Consider the following 13,889-nt stretch of genomic DNA (forward strand, 5'->3'; position numbering starts at 1 on the left):
TTCGGGCAAGGTTAACGAAGGTAGCAGTAATCTCTTAGTATCGGTTCATGGATTAAACCATAAACAAAAAAACAGATAATTTACAGGTTTCAATATAAAGCTATTAAAGTGATAATCAGTATATCTTTACTTCATGATAAATGAATTGTAATAAAAATGTTACTTTATAATAATCTATTAAGTACCATTTTTAGGCTGTTTAAATCGTAAAAAAGCGTGAATTAATATTAATGGTATTGTTGAATTTGTGTACAGGTGCTAAAAAGTGATAAAATTTCTGCACAACCTTGTACCAATTATTGTTACTAACGAATGAAGTTGAAAACACTATGGTATTACCTGTCATCAGTAATAGTGGTAACGCTCGTTATACTTATTACTTCTGCAACATTTAATACTCATCCTCAGCGCAACCAAAAGCGTACCGCCGGCATTGTAAAGTTTAATAAAGCTTTGGCTGAGGCAGGGATGGTATACACTCCGGTTGCAGGTTTTAAAGAAGCAGGCAATTACGCACAGGGAAATAGTGATTTTGATTACGGACTTACCTTACCCGGACAGGATTTTGAAATTTGGTTTCAGTTAACACCATTGAAGCAAAGCTGGCAATCTTATGAGCGCGCACAAGCCGAAAATAAACAGCCGGGCATCAACCCCGATTCGGCTTACCTTAAAGCGGGCAAATTTAAAGCAGAGGCCCTGAGTGCCGACGGTACTTATTTTGAGCGGAACCTGCGGCCCAACACCCTGGATGAATATAACGCAGATGCCGGTAAAACTTATTTAGTGGACATAAAGGACTCGCCTGCAACCAAGCACTACAGCTATGCTTTGTTAATTACCCTGCAAAAAAACCATGTGGGTAATGTGTTGGTCATGTGCCTCACCAATGACCGCGGCCCTGCATTTTTCAGAAACATTAACCGGCTTAAAAACTGTCTTAAATTTAAATAATACTAATATATTTAGTATATTTGAGTGGTGTGAAATTGAGCAGAAAGCACTACTTTTGGCAGTTGGTGCCTTTTAGCTCACTGCATCCCTTAATTATAAAATTGATTTATGGCAGAGAATATAAATTACAGTGAAGACAGTATCCGCTCGCTCGACTGGAAGGAGCACATCCGCCTGCGGCCGGGGATGTACATTGGTAAACTGGGCGATGGCTCAGCTTATGATGATGGTATTTATGTATTGCTGAAGGAGATTGTAGATAACTGTATTGATGAGTTTGTAATGGGGGCCGGCCGCACCATTGAAATTAACCTGAGCGACCATAAAGTAAGCGTGCGCGATTATGGTCGTGGTATTCCGCTGGGCAAAGTAATTGATTGTGTATCTAAAATTAATACCGGCGGTAAATATGACAGCAAAGCTTTCCAGAAATCAGTAGGCTTAAATGGTGTAGGTACTAAGGCCGTAAATGCACTATCTACCCAATTTGTGGTACAATCGTACCGTGATGGCCGTACGAAGGTGGCCGAGTTTGCCAAAGGTGAGATTGTGCGCGATGAACCTGAAAAGGAAACTACGCAGCGCAACGGTACGGCAATTCAGTTCTATCCGGACGATTCTATTTTCCGTAACTACCGGTTTATCCCTGAGTTTGTGCAGAACATGATTTGGAATTATGTGTTCCTAAACGCCGGTTTAACCATTAATTTCAACGGGCAGAAATTTTTCTCTGAAAACGGTTTAAAAGACCTTTTGCTGCGCCATACCGATGCCGAAAACCTGCGTTATCCAATTATCCACCTGAAAGGGGAGGATATTGAAATAGCCATGACGCACGGTCAGCAATACGGCGAGGAATATTACTCATTTGTAAACGGGCAGCATACCACCCAGGGCGGTACCCACCAGGCAGCCTTTCGCGAGGCAGTAGTAAAAACCATTCGCGAATTTTACAAAAAGGAATTTGATGCAGCTGACGTGCGTTCCTCTATTGTAGGTGCCATTGCTGTTAAAGTGCAGGAGCCGGTATTCGAGTCGCAAACAAAAACCAAGTTAGGTTCCCTTAATGTTGGTCCTGATGGGCCGACGGTTCGTGGTTTTGTGAACGATTTTGTAAAGAATGAACTGGACAATTTCCTGCATAAAAACCCGGCAACGGCCGATGCTTTGTTAAAGCGCATCCTGCAATCAGAACGCGAGCGTAAAGATATTGCCGGCATTAAAAAGCTGGCCAATGAGCGGGCTAAAAAAGCATCGTTGCACAACCGCAAACTGCGCGATTGCAAACTGCACTTTGAAGATAACCACGAGCGTAAACAAGATACTACCTTGTTCATCACCGAGGGCGACAGCGCCAGCGGTTCCATCACCAAATCTCGGGATGTGCTCACCCAGGCGGTATTCAGCTTGAAAGGTAAGCCTTTGAACTGCTTCGGGCTCACCAAAAAAGTGGTGTATGAGAACGAAGAATTTAACCTGCTGCAGCACGCCCTGAATATTGAGGATGGTTTAGATGGTCTGCGCTATAATAACATCGTCATCGCTACTGATGCCGACGTGGATGGTATGCACATCCGTCTGCTGCTGATGACCTTCTTTTTGCAGTTCTTCCCCGATTTGGTGAAGGCCGGGCATGTGTCTATCCTGCAAACACCGTTGTTCCGGGTGCGTAACAAAAAGGAAACTATTTATTGCTACAGCGACGAAGAGCGCCGCAATGCGATTGCCAAACTGGGCAACAAGCCCGAAATTACCCGCTTTAAAGGTTTGGGAGAGATCTCGCCTGAAGAGTTTGGATTGTTTATTGGTAAAGATATGCGCCTGGATCCGGTAATTCTGAAAGATGCCAATATTAAAGGCTTGCTGGAATATTTTATGGGCAAAAATACCCCAACCCGCCAGCAGCATATTGTAAACAACCTGCGGGTAGAAAAAGACGACGAAAGCGTAAACCCGCTGGTGGCTGTCCCGGCTTCCGAAGAAGTAACTTTGGAAGTGGCTTAAGCGGTTACATTCATCAGATATTAAGGAGCGGAAAGATATTTCGCTCCTTTTTTTATTTATAAACCATAGTTGCATTTTGCGCTGTCAGGGTTGCGTGGTAAATAAAATAATGCTATATTGTTTGCCCTTCTTTTTCAGAAGGCGCTACAAGATGACTAACCACGAAATAAAAATAGCTTTTGAAGAGTATGCCGAACTGAGCGAACTTCAGTCTAACGATTATACTTTGTGCCAGGAAGCTGTAAAAGCGCTTACTCATTCACATTCGCCCTATTCACGCTTTAAAGTAGGGGCTGCCCTGCGCCTACAAAGCGGCCGCGTTATATATGGGAGCAATCAGGAAAATGTGGCTTATCCATCAGGTTTATGTGCCGAGCGGGTAGCTTTATTCCATTGGGGTGCCAACCACCCGGACGACCCGATTGAAGCCATTGCCATTACGGCTCATACCAACGATTTTTTGCTCACCCAACCGGTAACGCCTTGTGGCTCCTGCCTGCAGGTGCTGGCCGAATATGAAAAGAAACAGAAGCAGCGTATCCGCATTTTACTATATTGCCAAAACGGACCGGTATGGATTACCAATGGTATAGAAAGTTTCCTGCCCTTCCTGTTTTTTGAAGACCGCTTAATTCCACAAGTATGAAATTAAAATTGATAGGGTTGCTGGCAGGTATACTGTTCAGCACTGCTACGTTCGCCCAAACAGGCTTTCCGTTTGATAACGAGATACGTGAGTATAAACATCAGGATAGCCTGGGTATGCCTAAGCCGGGTGGGTATCTGTTTATTGGGAGTTCTTCCATTCGTAAATGGACGGATTTAGATAAACGCTTTGCAGAACAACCCATTATTAAGCGTGGCGTAGGTGGCTCCGAGCTGTGGCAATGGATTAAATATTACATGCCTTATGTGGTGTATCCTTATCAGCCCTCCAAGATATTTTTGTATGCCGGCGAAAATGATATTGCCGGTGGCCGCACAGCCCAGCAAGTAGAGGCTGATTTTGAAACATTTTGGAAACTTACCTGTCAGCACCTGCCTAAAGCTGAAATTTATTTCATGTCGATAAAAATGAGCCCGGTGCGTGCCAAATCTTACAATGAAGTTTTACTGGCCGATCAGCTGATTAAAAAATACTTAAAGGGCAAACCTCATGGTCATTACATTGATGTAAATACAGTGCTATTTAACCCCAAAACATTCCTGCCCGATTCATCACTGTTCAACTCCGATTACCTGCACCTCAACAGTAAAGGTTATGATCGCTGGGAGCAAGTGCTGAAAAAAGATATACGCAACTAATTAACGCAAAAAGGCCGCATAAGCGGCCTTTTTCCATCAAACAAAATAAAACACTATGATTTGTAAACAGAGTGTACGTTGGTAATTTTCCAGCCGGTGCTGGTGTTGGCAATGGTTACATAGTTAGTGCGAACGAAATCTGAATATTTCATGGTCACTTTTACTACGGTCACATCGTCGTTGCTTTCAACCACTGAGGTGCTAACGGTGCAGTTTTGCTCTACATTTTTATTGTCTTTCAGGTATTGCATCACCTCTGCTTTGTCAGAAGTAATTACTTGTTTACCATGCACTGAGCTAAACTGTACATTTTTGTCCAGCACATCTTCAATGCCGGTAAGCTGGCCATGGCACATTGCGTTTACGTAAGTGTAAACAGCGTAATCATGCAGAGGTAAAACAGGGGCATTGTCATTTGCTTTTGCAGCAGTAAAGCCAATAAATAATACTAAGGCGGTTAAGATTGATTTTAAGGTTTTCATGTTATGTAATGTTAAGGCGGTTAAAAAATTAATTTTGTTATTTATACCCATAAGACAGTGCCTCACTACGAAACGTTACAAGAAATTTGGTTTATTTTATAATTTAACATATCTTAACAAATTTTTTAATCTGATTTTTAACCTACTTTATTGATTGTCAATTACTTATCATCATGGTAGAATTTCAGGCCATTATTTTAAAATTTGGTGAACAGGGCGAAAAAACCGGTTGGACGTATATTGATGTCTCTGCCGATATTGCTCAACAGCTGAAACCGAACAATAAAAAATCATTCAGGATAAAAGGTAAAGTAGATAACTTCCCTATCCAAGGCTTGGCTTTAGTGCCTATGGGTGAGGGTAACTTTATCCTCTCTTTGCGTGCCGAGTTATTAAAAGCCATGGGCCGCCGCCATGGTGCTACCGTTAACGTAATGCTAGAAGTGAATGATGATTTTAAGTTTATTGTTCCCGCAGAACTAACCGAATGTTTTGCGGATGAGCCTGAAGCCGAAGCTTATTTCAAAAGCCTGGCCGAATCGCACCGCGGCTATTTTATCAAGTGGATTGACAGTGCCAAAACAGCGCCAACACGTGCCAGCCGTGTAGTGCAAACGGTAAATGCCTTAGCGCAAAAAATGAATTATGCGCAAATGCTTAGGTCGTTAAAAAAGTCTCAATTTTAAGCTGCTTTCACACTATTTTATAGCGGAATTTAGCCACGTTTTCATTATATTTGTCTGTTAAATCCCACCAGAAATTGCTCTTAACAGCGCGTTTTTTAAAGGTAAGTTCAATCGCAAATTACCATCAATTTTAAAATATCTTAATCATTAAGATTGAGTTGTAATGCCGATGAATTTGTCCATTTAACCAGGGAGGGAGAAAAGATATTTAATAACATGTCAGATACACCAGATAACAACGAAGTACTTCATAATGTGATTCCGTTAGACGGATTGTATGAGAACTGGTTTTTGGATTATGCCTCTTATGTGATCTTAGACCGTGCCGTACCGCACATTAATGATGGCTTGAAACCGGTACAGCGCCGCATTCTGCACTCGCTGAAAGAAATGGATGACGGGCGCTTCAATAAAGCAGCCAACGTCATCGGTAATACCATGAAGTATCACCCGCACGGTGATGCTTCCATTGGCGATGCCATGGTGCAGATAGGCCAGAAAAACTTATTGATTGATTGCCAGGGTAACTGGGGCGACCCTATTACCGGCGACTCTGCCGCGGCACCCCGTTACATCGAAGCGCGCTTATCGAAATTTGCCAACGATGTAGTGTTCAATCCCGATACTACCGACTGGCAGGCCAGTTACGACGGCCGTAACCGCGAGCCGATTACACTGCCCGTAAAATTCCCATTGCTGCTGGCACAGGGTGCCGATGGTATTGCCGTTGGTTTGGCCACCAAAATTATGCCGCATAACTTTATTGAGTTGCTCGATGCAGCCATTGAAGTGTTGCGCGGCAACCGCCCGAACCTGGTACCCGACTTCCCTACAGGCGGCTCCGCCGATTGTTCGTTGTACAACGAAGGGCAGCGCGGTGGTAAGATACGTGTGCGGGCTAAAATAGTTGAGCGTGATAAAAAGACGCTCGCCATTACCGAAATTCCTTTTACCACTACCACAGGCGGGCTGATTGACAGTATCATATCGGCCAATGACAAGGGTAAAATCAAAATTAAAAAGATTGAAGATAACACCGCCCAGCATGTAGAAATTATAGTGCACCTGGCACCGGGTATTTCGCCTGATGTCACCATTGATGCGCTGTATGCCTTTACTGACTGCGAGGTTTCTATATCGCCCAACACCTGCGTAATTCAGGATGACAAGCCGCGCTTCATGAGTGTGAACGACATCCTGACCGAGAGCGCCAACCATACCCGTGGCCTGCTGAAGCTGGAACTGCAGATCAGGCTGAATGAGTTGATGGAAAAGATATTTTTCAGCTCATTGTTGAAAATATTTATCCAGGAGGGTATGTATAAGCATCCGGAATACGAAAACTCCGGTAACTTCGAAGTGGTGGTTGAAGTGCTGAACAAGTTGTTCGCCCCGTTCCTGGATCAGTTTTATCGCCCTATACTGCCTGAGGATTACAAAAAACTGATCGACAAGCCCATGAGCAGCATCACCCGTTTTGACGTGAAAAAAGCGGATGAGCAGATGAAAGCCTTGGCTCAGGAAATTAAAGAAGTTAAGCATAATCTGAAGCATCTTACCGATTATACCATCAATTGGTTTCAAAAACTGAAGGACAAGTACGGTAAAGGCCGCGAGCGTAAAACCGAACTGCGAACCTTTGATAGGGTAGAGGCAGCCCAGGTGGCGCTGGCCAACACCAAACTCTATGTAAACCGTGAAGATGGCTTTATTGGCAGCGGCCTGAAAAAGGACGAATTTGTGTGCGATTGCTCGGATATTGATGAAATCATTGTGTTCCGTGGTGATGGCCGTTGCATCATCACCAAGGTGCAGGATAAGGTGTTTGTGGGTAAGGATATCATCCATGTAGCCGTGTTCAAAAAGAACGACGAGCGCACTGTATATAACATGATTTATAAAGACGGTGAAAGCGGTACCGCTTTCATTAAGCGCTTTGCCGTAATGGGCGTTACCCGCGATAAGGAATACGATCTCACCAAAGGCAGTAAAGGTACCCGGGTATTGTACTTTTCTGCCAACCCTAACGGTGAGGCCGAAGTAGTGAACGTGCAGTTGCGCGCGCATTCTAAACTGAAGAAGCTGCAGTTCGACGAAGATTTTGCTGCCATTGCCATCAAAGGCCGCAGCTCTATTGGTAACGTGGTGACTAAGTATCCGGTGAAGAAGATTGTGTTGAAAAGCAAAGGCGTATCTACCCTGGCAGGCCGCAAAATATGGTTCGACCCAATATTGAAACGCCTGAATGCTGATAGTCGTGGTGTGTTCTTGGGTGAGTTTGATGGTGATGACAAGATACTGCTGGTGCATCCTAACGGCAGTTACGAACTGAGCACCTTCGACCTGAACAACCATTTTGACGATAAGCTGCTGCTGATGGAGAAGTACGATGCTGAAAAGGTATTCTCGGTAGTGCATTACGATGGTAAATCGAAAAACTACCTGGTGAAGCGCTTTATGTTTGAAAACATAGCTGTAGGCCGCCAAACCAGTATCATCAGCGAGGAGCCGGGCTCAAAGCTGGTGGTGATCTCAGGCGCAGCCCAGCCGCTGGTGAAAGTAGAACAGCTAAAAGGCAAGGCCTTAGTGCAGGAACTGGTTGAACTTAACCTGACCGATTTAATTGAGGTAAAAGGTATGAAAGCTATGGGTAACCGCCTCTCGGCCCATACCGTTAAAACGGTAGAATTGCTGGCCGAGCATGATGATGCCGGCGATGTACCCGACCCGGCACCCGATTCGGTTGAAGACACCGAAATTGTGCAAACCCCGGCCGATAAAAAAGGCGAGGATACTGCACCCATTAAGCTGCCCAAGCCCATCAGCTTTGAGGTAACCAACCCGGATGCAATAAAAGAAGATGAGAACAGCCAGTTGGGGTTGTTTTAATCAGATACCTACAAACATAAAACGCCGTGGCAAACATCCACGGCGTTTTTATTTTAAAAAGCTTTTTTGTCATTTCGACTGTAAGGAGAAATCATCTTCATTTAGCGGGTCTACTGTAGATTTATCGCTTGAAGAAGATTTCTCTTTACAGTCACAATAACAAAGTGAATAACTACTTACATTTTACCCATATACACCACCGCATCATAATAAAACGTTACCTGCCCGTTTACCTGGTATAATGAAAATATATTGGTGAGTTGCTGAAAGAAGGCAAATCCCTCATCGGTACCCGGCTGCGGCACAAAAGAAGAGGAGCGGGACCGGCCGGCCAAGCCATCGGCATCAAAATGTTGTTCGTGAGCAAAAATTTTCTTTTCAAAACCTTCCGGTCCGAAGAAGCTTTGCAAGTCTTTATAACTATCATAAGTCTCCTTGGTATCTCGGTACTCCGGCTGCTGTTTAAGCAATTGTTCATAAGCCACGTTAAATTCATCAGCATCGGGTTTGCGTACATTCCAAAATAAAGCAACATAGCCGCCTGGTTTTAATATGCGCTGAAATTCGGCTTTGGTTTCCTGCTGTTTAAACCAATGGAAGGCGGTACCGGCAACAACCAGATCCACGCTGCCATCAGGCAAGGTGGTGTGTTCCGAACTGCCATTAACAGATATAAAGCCCGCCTGCTCTTTCAGGTAACCTTCGGCACCTTTACGCATTGGCTCATTGGGTTCAATACCGTAAACCTGATAACCGCGTTCCAAAAACAACTTTGAAGAAATACCTGTACCTGAGCCAATATCGGCAACAGCAGCGCCTTGTTGTACCTGGCTTTGATTTAAGATATAATTAATAGCTTCAGCAGGGTAGCCGGGGCGGTATTTAATATAATCTTCAACCCGGTCTGAAAAGCGTTGTGTAGGGTTAATCATGGCCTGAAAATTAAATGCTGATATAATAAGCGGCTTCAAACACATGGCCGGGCACCAGTTTCTGGATGCCTTCTTTTTCGCTGATATTGCCCGAAAAGCCTTCTGCATCAGCGCATCCCAGCCAGGGTTCAATACATACAAAATCGGCACCTGGCTTGGCCCACAAGCCCAGGTAATTAAAATGCGGAAACTCCACCGTAAGCGAATGCTCGTGCCGGGTGCTCTTAATACATACCTGGCGCGACTGCATGTTTTTAAACACCAGCGCATCCTGGTTAAATAACTCGCGAGTTAACGGTAAGCATTTATTTTCAACTTTTACAGGCTGTGTTTGGCCGGTAAAATATCCTTCCGCCGATAACAGGTGCGTTTCCAATGCTTCCTGCATTTCAAATTCGAGGTAGTAATCTTCGTAATTTTCACCAGCAGAAAAAGGCACATTGAAAGCCGGATGTCCGCCTACCGAAAAATAAACAGGTTGCTGGTCATGGTTCAATACTTTATAAGTGACCCGCAGTGCGTTTTCAATCAAATCATACATCACCTGGAAGCTGAACTTATAAGGGTAACTTACCAGTGTGCTTTCGTTGTAATGTAATGAAAATAAGGCATGGTGTTTACCGGTTTCAGCTACCCTGAACTCAGATTGCCGGGCGAAACCATGGCGGGGGAGGTGGTAATCTTGTCCGTTAACACGCAACTGGTTATTGACCAGACCACCCACCACCGGGAACAGGTTGGGTGCATGCCAGGGCCATACCTGCGGGTTGGCCTGCCAAAGCTGTTCAATTTGTGCAGCCTTGTTATATATAGAAGTTAACTGTGCGCCTTGCGGACTGATGGTTACCCGCAAGTACTCATTTTCAATAACCGTCATGTGTAATGATTTTTCAGTTTGCTTGTATCAGCACAACAAGCCAGGCGGCATCATGTTTCCGTTTGGCTTGTTGCGATTTGTAGAATCACAAAAAAGGGAATCAATTATTGATCCCCAAGTTTAATTTTTGCTTTAATTATTGAGTCTTTTTGTGCGGGTGTCAATTTGTAATTAAAGTTGAACAAGGCACCTTCAAAATCGCCATAGGAAGAATTGGGAATCACAATGTATTTGCTGCCGAATTGCTGCATCAACTGCTGTGTGGTTTTCGTCCGGTTGGCTTCGGCCGGGCGGTTGTCATACAAGGCATCAAAATCGGGCAGGTTATCGCCGCACAGCAGTACAATTTCGTAATCTTTCAATATCTGCTGCCGGCGGCTTTCTTTACTCGACGGGCCGTTTTTGAGTAGCAAGTGGGCATCATCAGCAAAAGGGAAATTATACAGGCGCAGATTTTTTAAAGTACCGGCGCGTTCATCTTCGTCGCGGTTGGTCACGTAAAATACACTAACGCCTTTTGACGCCGCATATTTAAAAAATGAAGGTGCACCGGGTACGGTATCGCATTGGGCTTTGGCTGTCCACTGTTTCCAGGTGGCCGCATCATATTCCTGATTGCGAATGGCGCGCTGGGCATCATAAGGGCTGTTGTCCAGTACCGTTTCATCAATATCGGTTACTACAGCCAAGGGGCGGTTGCCCTTATGTTGCAAAGCTTCGTTCAGTCGTAATTTGGCAATATTGTAAGCCTGAAAGCACAAGGCCTGGTATTCGGCTGCCCGCTGCTGATATAAAGAGGCCCAAACTTTGCCGCCATTGGCGATAGATAAGCCCTGAGGTGAAGAAAGCGTGACTGCTTTTTTGCTGCCCGCACAGGCGGCCAGTAGCAGTAAACCGGTTAAAAATGAACTATGTAGCTTTTTCATGCACTGTTGATTGCTTTTTTACGTGAATTTATGCAGCAGCTCATTAAAGCATTTACTGAAGTATTTTGAGCTCAATTGTATCCGCAAATTCTTTTGGCAAACTTATTCATCTTGGGCCGAATAACAAAGGCGCCCTGCGGTTTCAACAACTGTTGGTATTGACTGAGGCTAATTGTTTCCAGTTTAGTAAAAATGATTCGTAACGAAAATATCTGATAGTACAACTGGCAATACTTATAAATATTAATGCTGATTATAACGTAATTTGCAGTGTTGCTTCTTAACAAAAACCTGCTTTGTAATGATTACCTGTAGCTACCGTTCCATTGTTATATTTTGCTGTTTACTATTAGCTTTTACGCAAACAAGCACTGCACAATCTGCCCGTACCGTAACCGATTTTGATGCCGACTGGCGCTTTTACCTGGGCGATGCCCCTACAGCTTCACAACCCCAGTTTAATGATGCCGGCTGGCGCCAGCTGAACCTGCCGCACGACTGGAGCATAGAAGGTAAGTTTGATAAAGACAACCCGGCCCAGCCCGAAGGCGGCGCTTTGCCCGGCGGCATTGGCTGGTATCGTAAAACTTTTCAGATGAATAATATACTGTCGGGACAGCAGGTGTATATTGATTTTGACGGCGTGTATCAAAAAAGCGAGGTATGGATCAATAATCACCGGTTGGGTATGCGGCCTAATGGTTATATATCATTCAGGTATGATTTAACACCCTGGCTGCAGCAGGGTAAAAATGTCATTGCCGTTCGGGTAGATAATTCGGCCCAGCCCAACTCCCGTTGGTATTCCGGCTCGGGTATTTACCGTAATGTATGGCTGGTAACTACGCAAAGCATTGCTGTTAACCATTGGGGCAGCTATGTGACTACGCCCAAAGTTAGCAGTGCGCTGGCTACCGTGAAGCTTAAATTGAACATCAGTAATAAAACCGGCAGTGCAACGGCAGTACAAGTACGTACTGTGATTAAGAATGCAGCAGGGGCAGCAGTAGCTTCGGGTAGTATTGCAGAACTGAATTTAACTGATTCGGTAACCGAGGCTACACAGTTCTTTACCATTAACCGGCCAAAGCTATGGTCGGTTGACAAGCCGTATTTATACACGGCAGTTACACGGGTTTATCAAAATCAAAAGTTAATAGATGAATACACCATCCCTTTGGGTATTCGCTATTTCAATTTTGATGCCGATAAGGGCTTTAGCCTGAACGGTCAGCCTTTAAAAATATTAGGCGTTTGTAACCACCATGATTTAGGCAGCTTGGGCGCAGCTATTAACACCCGTGCGCTGGAGCGGCAGTTACAATTGCTTAAAGCCATGGGGTGTAACGCCATCCGTACCTCACACAACCCGCCGGCACCCGAGTTGCTTGACCTGTGCGATCGTATGGGCTTTATTGTGATGGATGAAGCTTTTGACTGCTGGCAAAAACCCAAGGAGAAATATGATTATCATCTGTATTTTAAAGAATGGCACCGGCAGGATTTGGTGGACCAGCTATTGCGCGACCGCAACCACCCCAGCGTAATGATGTGGAGTATAGGCAACGAGATACTCGAGCAATGGGACAGCACCGGTACTGCCTTAGCGCGCGAGCTGACCGGCATAGTTCGCCAGTATGATGACCGCCCTGTTACCGATGCCAACAATAACCCTTCGCCTGGTAACTATATCATTAAATCGGGTGCTATGGATTTGATTGGCTACAATTACGCGCACCGGCAGTATGCTAAATTTCAAACCACTTTTCCGGGTATGAAATTCATCGGCACGGAAACTATTTCGGCGCTGGAAACCCGTGGGGTATATGATATGCCCTCAGATAGCATACGCCGCTGGCCGAACAATAATGAATACAAAAACGGGGTAGGTAAGATGAATGACGACTATACCGTATCAGCCTATGATAATGTATCAGCCAAGTGGGGATCAACCCATGAGGAAACCTGGAAAGAAATTAAAAAGTACGATTTCCTGTCGGGCATGTTCATCTGGACGGGCTTTGATTATCTGGGCGAACCTACGCCGTACAGGTGGCCGGCGCGGAGTTCGTATTTCGGTATTATTGATCTGGCCGGTTTTCCGAAAGATGTGTATTACATGTACCAAAGCGAGTGGACCAACAAGCCGGTGCTGCACTTGGTGCCGCATTGGAACTGGAAACCCGGCCAAACTATTGATGTATGGGCTTATTACAACCAGGCCGATGAGGTGGAATTATACCTGAACGGCCGCTCGCTGGGCATACGTAAAAAGCAGGGCGATGATTTACACGTAATGTGGCGAATTACTTTTGAGCCGGGTACTTTGCGGGCAGTATCGCGCCGCAATGGCCGTACGGTGTTGACCCAGGAAGTGCATACCGCCGGAGCCCCGGCCCGTATTGAACTGGTGGCCGACCGCAGCCTGCTAAAAGCCGATGGCAAGGATTTGAGCTTTGTTACCGTAAGGGTGCTTGATGCCGCCGGTAATGTGGTACCCAACGCCGATAACCGCATCAATTTCAGCCTCAGCGGCGATGCCGTACTGGCGGGTGTTGATAACGGTGACCCTATCAGCCATGACCCTTTTAAAGCCGATTACCGCAAAGCTTTCCATGGCCTGGCGCTGGCCATTGTGCAGCCTAAAGGCAATAAAGGCGTAGTGAAATTAACCGCAACAGGCGAGGGTTTACAGCCTGCTACCGTGGTGTTACAGGTGAAGTGATGTAGATCCTATCATGGTGACGAGCGACAGTGTGACAATCGCTTGCTATACAGAGGCGCAGGTGGCTCCGTGCGGGGCTAACGTCGTTCCTCCTCGCCCTGCTCTTCGA

Annotated in this window: 11 protein-coding genes; 7 read left to right on the forward strand and 4 right to left on the reverse strand. The window is 45.2% G+C overall.

The annotated features are described in order from the left end of the window. The first annotated feature begins 312 nt into the window (after positions 1-312). The 4 genes from ACYVNW_RS00710 to ACYVNW_RS00725 all read left to right on the forward strand — a co-directional run bounded on the left by ACYVNW_RS00710 (position 313) and on the right by ACYVNW_RS00725 (position 4,263). Positions 313-954 carry a hypothetical protein gene (locus ACYVNW_RS00710; RefSeq protein WP_460677910.1) on the forward strand — a complete coding sequence of 214 codons (642 nt, stop codon included), beginning with the start codon at positions 313-315 and terminating at the stop codon, positions 952-954. Positions 955-1,062: 108 nt separating this feature from the next. Further along, complete coding sequence (locus tag ACYVNW_RS00715) at positions 1,063-2,958, forward strand: DNA topoisomerase IV subunit B (RefSeq protein ID WP_460677911.1); 1,896 nt, start codon at positions 1,063-1,065, stop codon at positions 2,956-2,958. A 151-nt stretch (positions 2,959-3,109) separates the two neighbouring features. Continuing rightward, on the forward strand, positions 3,110-3,604 hold the full coding sequence (locus tag ACYVNW_RS00720; protein WP_460677912.1) for a cytidine deaminase: 495 nt from the start codon (positions 3,110-3,112) through the stop codon (positions 3,602-3,604). Then, the gene (locus tag ACYVNW_RS00725) at positions 3,601-4,263 is read left to right on the forward strand and encodes a GDSL-type esterase/lipase family protein (protein ID WP_460677913.1); all 663 of its coding nucleotides are present in this window, start codon (positions 3,601-3,603) and stop codon (positions 4,261-4,263) included. Before ACYVNW_RS00720 ends, ACYVNW_RS00725 begins: the two co-directional genes overlap by 4 nt. 53 nt (positions 4,264-4,316) lie before the next feature. Here the strand turns inward: ACYVNW_RS00725 and ACYVNW_RS00730 are convergent, their stop codons facing one another. Further along, positions 4,317-4,745 (reverse strand): nuclear transport factor 2 family protein, encoded by a 429-nt coding sequence (locus ACYVNW_RS00730; protein WP_460677914.1) that lies wholly within the window; start codon positions 4,743-4,745, stop codon positions 4,317-4,319. A 173-nt stretch (positions 4,746-4,918) separates the two neighbouring features. On the opposite strand from ACYVNW_RS00730, the gene ACYVNW_RS00735 reads away from it, so the two are divergent. Next, complete coding sequence (locus ACYVNW_RS00735) at positions 4,919-5,431, forward strand: YdeI/OmpD-associated family protein (RefSeq protein ID WP_460677915.1); 513 nt, start codon at positions 4,919-4,921, stop codon at positions 5,429-5,431. 216 nt (positions 5,432-5,647) lie between these two features. Beyond that, positions 5,648-8,320, forward strand: a complete 2,673-nt coding sequence (locus tag ACYVNW_RS00740; protein WP_460677916.1) for a DNA gyrase/topoisomerase IV subunit A — start codon at positions 5,648-5,650, stop codon at positions 8,318-8,320. A 176-nt stretch (positions 8,321-8,496) separates the two neighbouring features. Here the strand turns inward: ACYVNW_RS00740 and ACYVNW_RS00745 are convergent, their stop codons facing one another. From ACYVNW_RS00745 to ACYVNW_RS00755, 3 genes are all read right to left on the reverse strand, one after another. Further along, positions 8,497-9,252: a class I SAM-dependent methyltransferase gene (locus tag ACYVNW_RS00745; protein WP_460677917.1), complete on the reverse strand. Its 756-nt coding sequence runs from the start codon at positions 9,250-9,252 to the stop codon at positions 8,497-8,499. 10 nt (positions 9,253-9,262) lie between these two features. Then, positions 9,263-10,129, reverse strand: a complete 867-nt coding sequence (locus ACYVNW_RS00750; protein ID WP_460677918.1) for an aldose 1-epimerase family protein — start codon at positions 10,127-10,129, stop codon at positions 9,263-9,265. 104 nt (positions 10,130-10,233) lie between these two features. Beyond that, positions 10,234-11,055, reverse strand: coding sequence for a 5'-nucleotidase, lipoprotein e(P4) family (locus tag ACYVNW_RS00755; RefSeq protein ID WP_460677919.1), 822 nt, complete (start codon positions 11,053-11,055; stop codon positions 10,234-10,236). Positions 11,056-11,356: 301 nt separating this feature from the next. Here ACYVNW_RS00755 and galB point away from each other — a divergent pair, with 301 nt between their 5' ends. Beyond that, a complete protein-coding gene (gene galB / locus ACYVNW_RS00760; protein ID WP_460677920.1) occupies positions 11,357-13,780 on the forward strand; it encodes a beta-galactosidase GalB in 2,424 nt (807 codons plus the stop codon). The last annotated feature ends 109 nt before the right edge of the window (positions 13,781-13,889 follow it).

The organism is Mucilaginibacter koreensis (assembly GCF_054783355.1).

Excerpts from the sequence above, each read along its gene's own strand:
- ACYVNW_RS00735 (WP_460677915.1), top strand. The coding sequence starts at position 4,919 with ATGGTAGAATTTCAGGCCATTATTTTAAAATTTGGTGAACAGGGCGAA.
- ACYVNW_RS00750 (WP_460677918.1), bottom strand. The coding sequence starts at position 10,129 with ATGACGGTTATTGAAAATGAGTACTTGCGGGTAACCATCAGTCCGCAA.
- ACYVNW_RS00725 (WP_460677913.1), top strand. The coding sequence starts at position 3,601 with ATGAAATTAAAATTGATAGGGTTGCTGGCAGGTATACTGTTCAGCACT.
- ACYVNW_RS00730 (WP_460677914.1), bottom strand. The coding sequence starts at position 4,745 with ATGAAAACCTTAAAATCAATCTTAACCGCCTTAGTATTATTTATTGGC.
- ACYVNW_RS00740 (WP_460677916.1), top strand. The coding sequence starts at position 5,648 with ATGTCAGATACACCAGATAACAACGAAGTACTTCATAATGTGATTCCG.
- ACYVNW_RS00715 (WP_460677911.1), top strand. The coding sequence starts at position 1,063 with ATGGCAGAGAATATAAATTACAGTGAAGACAGTATCCGCTCGCTCGAC.
- ACYVNW_RS00710 (WP_460677910.1), top strand. The coding sequence starts at position 313 with ATGAAGTTGAAAACACTATGGTATTACCTGTCATCAGTAATAGTGGTA.
- galB (WP_460677920.1), top strand. The coding sequence starts at position 11,357 with ATGATTACCTGTAGCTACCGTTCCATTGTTATATTTTGCTGTTTACTA.
- ACYVNW_RS00720 (WP_460677912.1), top strand. The coding sequence starts at position 3,110 with ATGACTAACCACGAAATAAAAATAGCTTTTGAAGAGTATGCCGAACTG.
- ACYVNW_RS00745 (WP_460677917.1), bottom strand. The coding sequence starts at position 9,252 with ATGATTAACCCTACACAACGCTTTTCAGACCGGGTTGAAGATTATATT.
- ACYVNW_RS00755 (WP_460677919.1), bottom strand. The coding sequence starts at position 11,055 with ATGAAAAAGCTACATAGTTCATTTTTAACCGGTTTACTGCTACTGGCC.